The sequence below is a fragment of the Microvirga sp. 2TAF3 genome (assembly GCF_052114965.1).
GTDB lineage: Bacteria > Pseudomonadota > Alphaproteobacteria > Rhizobiales > Beijerinckiaceae > Microvirga.
This window is the reverse complement of sequence record NZ_JBFRFT010000038.1, coordinates 1-5,427: the sequence shown is the minus strand read 5'-3', so window position 1 is coordinate 5,427 and position 5,427 is coordinate 1. Positions and strand designations below refer to the sequence as shown.

Annotated in this window: 3 protein-coding genes; 1 reads left to right on the top strand and 2 read right to left on the bottom strand. The window is 61.7% G+C overall.

From position 1 onward, the window contains the following. Positions 1–220, top strand: a 220-nt coding sequence (locus tag AB4Y97_RS20730) for a hypothetical protein (protein WP_442000932.1), incomplete at its 5' end; no start/stop codon positions are given. Positions 221–379: 159 nt separating this feature from the next. On the opposite strand, the gene AB4Y97_RS20725 is transcribed toward AB4Y97_RS20730, so the two are convergent. Continuing rightward, the gene (locus AB4Y97_RS20725) at positions 380–1,573 is read right to left on the bottom strand and encodes a M14 family metallopeptidase (protein ID WP_442000931.1); all 1,194 of its coding nucleotides are present in this window, start codon (positions 1,571–1,573) and stop codon (positions 380–382) included. Positions 1,574–2,036: 463 nt separating this feature from the next. Next, positions 2,037–5,102: an autotransporter outer membrane beta-barrel domain-containing protein gene (locus AB4Y97_RS20720; RefSeq protein ID WP_442000930.1), complete on the bottom strand. Its 3,066-nt coding sequence runs from the start codon at positions 5,100–5,102 to the stop codon at positions 2,037–2,039. Positions 5,103–5,427: the final 325 nt, after the last annotated feature.

Below are 5,427 nucleotides of genomic sequence, written 5' to 3'. Positions count from 1 at the left end.
CCGAGGCGCTGATGCCGTGCACCTGGAAGACGGACTTGGCGATGTCCAGACCAATGGTGGTGACCGTGCTCATGGGTTGCTCCTGTGTCGCTGGCTGCTCGAAGCAGCCATGCTACCTCACCGCTCGGTGGGAGCCGTCCACAGCATCAGTTCCGGACCTTGCTGGATTTTGGATTCATGTTCAATTTCGGGAAGCCCGTTCATGGAACCTGCCTTATAATTTCCGCAGCGTAGTCGTGGCAGCTTATGGCATGCTGTCGCGCCTATTCAGTAAAAACACCACCCGTGAGCGTCGCGCGAGATAAAAAGACTTCCTCCCACGCCGCGACAGAGGTGATGAAGTCTCCCGGAAAGAAGATGGACTGTTCGCGCGGGTAAACTATTCGGGATAAATCTCGACGCTGTCCGGCGTCGCCTTGTTGAAAAGGATAAAGACCAAGGGGTTGCCAGGCTCGGACATTGCATCGCTGCGCTGACCCGTTACCTCTCCGGCCACGCCGCTTGTATACTCCGCAACCACTTCGCCGAAGCCATTACGCTGGATGGCTACCTTCTGTCCGGCTTCAACCTTGTCGTTGAGCTTGACCAGATGCTCGACGATCCCACCCGCGGTGGCCAGGATCGGGAACGCACTATTGCCGACAAAGACATTCAAGTCCTTGCCCGTACGTCCCATTGGCCCGGCAAGGATGCCATGATGCGTAAGGACGTTCATCGTGCCTTCCACGAACAGGGAAATCATCTCGAGGTCGAGGACGCGCGCAGCTCCGATCTCCGGTGTAAAGGACGGGATACCCACGTCCATAAACGCGTTATGCAGAACACCGGGATACACATGATTGTCAAAGATCTGGCCGACCGGGTAAAGCTCTACCATTGCCTTGACCTCGGGCACATCCATGCCGGCGATATTGAATGCCGTCACTTCGAACCCAGTTGTCCCCGTATGAAAGTCGATTGCAAAGTCGGCGTTCGGCCGGAGAAGTCGGTTGAACAGGAGCCCGGCGTGTCGGCTGGGCGCGGTAGCGCCGTTCTCGCTCCCGGGCCACTCTCGATTCATATCGATCAGATCCATGCCCCTGCCCGAATTGGGCCATCTGCGCTGCATGCTTTCCATGGCTGGGCGGGACACGTCCGTCACCGCCATCACCGTGCCCGACATCTTCGCCGGTTCAAGCTGGCTCATCACGGTCTGGACCGTATGCACGGAACTCATTTCATCGCCGTGCACACCACTGACCAGGACGACACGCTTGCCCGGCTTTGCTCCCTTCGCGACCGTCACGGACACATACCAGTGCTGACCGGTAGGCATCTCGACACCCTGGAAATACAAGACGTGCTTCTGCCCGGATTTCAGGTCGTTAACGTCGAGTGCCGTGACGACTTTCTTCCCATCAATCACGTCGCCGGTGTAGGCCGTGCCTTGGGGCACTGCCGCATTCATGCTTGCAGACGAGGGCATCGTACCCTGAGCGTTGGCAGCGCTCGCCTCGGTGGCGAAGGCGGCCGAGGCAATGGCTGAGATTATGAAGTCCCGTCGATCAACGCCGTTACCTGGATCGTCAGACATGGTGAGGGTCCTTCCAGGATGCCGAGGCGGCAAAGTCGAAACATCCACGCACCCATCCTAGAGCATCGTACGCAAAAGTGGACCCGGTTTTGCGGCCGCACGATGCTCTCATCAAAGGAGAAAGCATCGGATGATCCTAAAAGTGGAAGCCACTTTTAGGTCCGAGGCTTTAGCACAATCACGATTTTTGCAGGTTTATTATCCGTCGACCCCGACTTCCTCGCCGGCTTGGAAATGTAACTGGATTCTCTGAGCTGGACGTTATGGGATATCGGACCGAATAAGAGAACTGATCCGGGAACGTCCGAAACGGGTCAATCTGAGCCCTCAAAAGGAGTTACGTGAAGGTCGTCTCGCAGCCCCATTGCGGAAATACGGCTAAGGTCGACCTTGTGCCAAAAGGCGACACCGCAGGAAAGTTAGTCAGCCGCACGAAAGCGGTTGCTCTGCCCAACGTTCACGATCACCTCGTCTCGAATTTCCAAGTGAGGTTGCCCTTGAGGCTGTGATCCTGGGCGCGGCTGCCGATCTGGCCGGCATAGTTGACCCCGAGGCTGAGCGCCTTGGAGGCCTGCCAGACGAGCCCGGCCTCGGCGACGAGCGCATCGCGGTCGACCGGCACGCCTGCCACCGAAAACGCCGATGTGCCGCCGGCAAAGGCCAGCAGTGCCTGCGGCTCGACATCGCCATAGGCGTGCCGCCAGCCGAGCAGGCCGGTGAGCGTCAGCGGCAGCGCTTCGCTCAAGGTCGCCTCGGCCCGCAATCCCAGCGTCGTGGTGCCCAGATCCTGATCCCGCCCGTAGCCGGTGAGGGCCGCGGCGCCCCCCTCCTCCCGGAAACGGTTGGTGTGCAGGCGCAGAAGCGAGGCTCCGACGAACGGCTCGAGTTGTACCGATCCCAGGCCAATCCGGTAGCCCAGTTCGCCGAAGGCCTGCCCCGCCCAGCCGCCATAGGAGGCCCGCACCGCATCGGCGAAGCCGGGGAAGCTGATGCTGCGGCTGACATCGATGTCCTGCCAGGCGTAGGACGCCCCCAGTCGCAGGTTGAGCGCGCCCCAGGCGGCCGAGCCGTAGATGGCGCCGAAGGTGCTTTCATTCGCACCGGATGACAGGCGGCCGTCGATGTCGAAGGTCGTGCGGATGAAGCCGCCAGCGATCCCCATCCGGTAGGCCGGGCTGACCAGGGCATCAGCCCCGAGTATGAAACCGCCGGTAGAGGTGTCTATCGCCGCCGCATTGCCGTTGGAGCGTACCTGTCCCCACGAGCCGAAGCCCTCGCCCCACAGCGTGAAGCGGCGCGGATCGAAGGTCGGGACCGGGATTGTCTCCTGGGAGGCCACGACACCCGGCCGATCCGCCGTATAGGCGGTGTTGACGGTGGCCCGCACTACGCCGGACGGCGATCCGAGAGTGTCGCGCATCCGATCCAGGAGCGCATCCTGCACCCTGCGCGCATCCGCCATGGCCGAGGTCGCCCCGCTGGCATGTACGTCGCCGGAAAGCGCGTCGAACGCTTGGCGCGCACCTGCAACGCCCTGGCCCAGCACTGCGTCGAAGACCCGGTTGCCTTGGCCCAGGGCTTCGACCGCATTCGCGGTGCGGAACTGATTGATCGTTGTCGCCACAGAATTGAAGGCGATGGGCTGCGGGGCTGGATCGGTGCTGCGCGCCAGCGTCAAGGTGACGTCGTTGTTGCCGTAATCCAGCGTTGGTATCAGGAAGGCCAAGTTGGAGCTGATGGCTCCAAACCGGCCCGAAACTCCGCCGGCAGCCGAAAGGATCGTGTATGTGGTCCTCGGCAGGTAGATGCCTTGTTCGGCAAGGACCTGGACGGTTCCGCCCTGAATCGTCGCCGTGCCGGACGCATCAATCCTATCGGCCTGACCGGCTGCATTGGCCTCCACCTGGTAGATCGAGCCCGACGTGAAGAACACGTTTCCTGCAACGCTCAGCCTGCCGATCGAGTTGCCCGGAGCCGCAAAGCCGCCGTTCTGAACGATGAGCCCGCCGATCGTGCCATTGCCGCCCAACGTCGCGCCGTTCTGAACGGTGACGGTCGAGCTCGCCAGCGCGCCATTCACCGCAAGGCGTCCGGCCTGAATCGTTGTCGGCCCGGTCAACGGGCTGCTTCCCGTGAGGTTCAGGCTGCCGGAGCCGGCCTTGGTGAACGGACCGCTGCCAGCGAGCGGAGCGGACATCGTCTGGGCATTGCCGTTGGTGTCGGCGGTAAAGCCGGCGGGACTGACGGTAATGGGGCGGTCCAGCGCGCCGGAATAAGCGAACCGGAGAATACCGCCACCGAACGTGACCGGGCCGCTGGCGAGCGCATCGGGAGCGCCGATGACCAGGGTTCCACCATTCACTTGGGTCCCCCCGGTGTAGGTGTTGGTCCCGGTGAGCGTCAGAGCGCCGGTGCCGGTCTTGGTGAGCGATCCAGACCCGCTGATGTTGCCCGAGAACGTGCCATCCACGGGCTGATCGAACACCAGCGCTGCATTGTTGAAAACGGGTCCTTTGAGACTGATCGTATTGGCCACAAGGGTGCCGCCCGAGATCGTCGTGCCGCCGGTATAGGTATTGGCGCCGGAAAGCGTCAGAGTTCCGGCACCGAGCTTGGTCAGGCCGCCTGCGCCACCAAGCGCTGCCGAAATGCCGATATTGTGGCCGTTGCTGTCAATGAAGGCGCCGCCGGTGCCGATCACCACGTCCCCAGGAGCAAAGCCATAGCTATAATCGGCCTGACCGGGGAGAAAGAGGGTTCGGTTTTCGCTAGCGCGCAGTATCCCGCCGTCGAGATTGAGCGTGGCAGTGCCTGCTCCATCTACGCCAAGCCCCTTTATCAGGCGGCCGGTCATCAGCACGCCTCGATTTCCGGGGGTACCGCTCAGGGTCAATGTCCCCTGTGACCCTGGAACCAGTCCCATCCAGATGGTGGATGCGCTGACAGCTCCGCCATTGTCGATCGTTACGGTGCCATTGCCATGATAGCCAACGGTGAGTGTGCTGTTGGTCCATTGCGAGCCGGAGCCGCTCACGATCACCGTGCCGGTCCCGCCGCCGGGGCTGACGCCGACGTCTGCGGTTGTGTTGCTGACGCTCCCTCCATTCAGGATGTTGAGGAAACCAAAACCGGCACTGCCCACGCCGATCGAGATAGTGCCGGTGTTGGCCCATACCGAACTTGCGTCCTGAACCGTCACCGTACCCGTGACGTTGTCGGAGCCGACGCGGGCCGTGGTGCCGTTGACCCGTCCGCCGGATTCAATGATCAAGGTGCCGCCGAGCGTATTCCCAACCATGAGGTTGTTTGGAATGTCCCAGGGCGAGGACTGAGTACCCGGTACCGTAACGGGTGCTCCTTGGACCACGGTATTGGGCGGTATGGCTTGAGCAGCCCCCATCAGGAGGACCAGCGCTGATGTCGAGGCTGACGCCAGCAAGACGGCATGCGAGAATAGTGCCTTGGGCTGCGATTTCTGCATCGAGCCCTTTAGACCCGGCTCAATGAGAATTTGGGAAGACTGGCGCATGATCCCTCTTGGTGGTGTCGAGGCACACGTCAGCGGCCTGGAGCGTCGGGGCACCATAAGATTAGCTGCCTCGCAGTCCACCGGATTGACGGTCGCAGGTAGGTTTTCCTACCGGATGTGACCCTACGGCAACTGTATCTTGGAACAGGTGCAACCCGCTCGGTGGTCTTGCTCGGCGTGGCGGTGTTCGCCGAGACCGTGGGAGGGCTGGATATCTTGGGGATACTGATCATGTCGGCCGGCTCTTTCTTGGCAACGTCCGAGCGCAAAGAACTGAAGCTCACAATGACAGGTGGGCTCCAGACCCATGATGAGGCCGCACACA

What these genes read in the sequence shown, in the direction of transcription:
- AB4Y97_RS20725 (WP_442000931.1), bottom strand. Translation starts at nt 1,573, where the DNA reads ATGTCTGACGATCCAGGTAACGGCGTTGATCGACGGGACTTCATAATC.
- AB4Y97_RS20720 (WP_442000930.1), bottom strand. Translation starts at nt 5,102, where the DNA reads ATGCGCCAGTCTTCCCAAATTCTCATTGAGCCGGGTCTAAAGGGCTCG.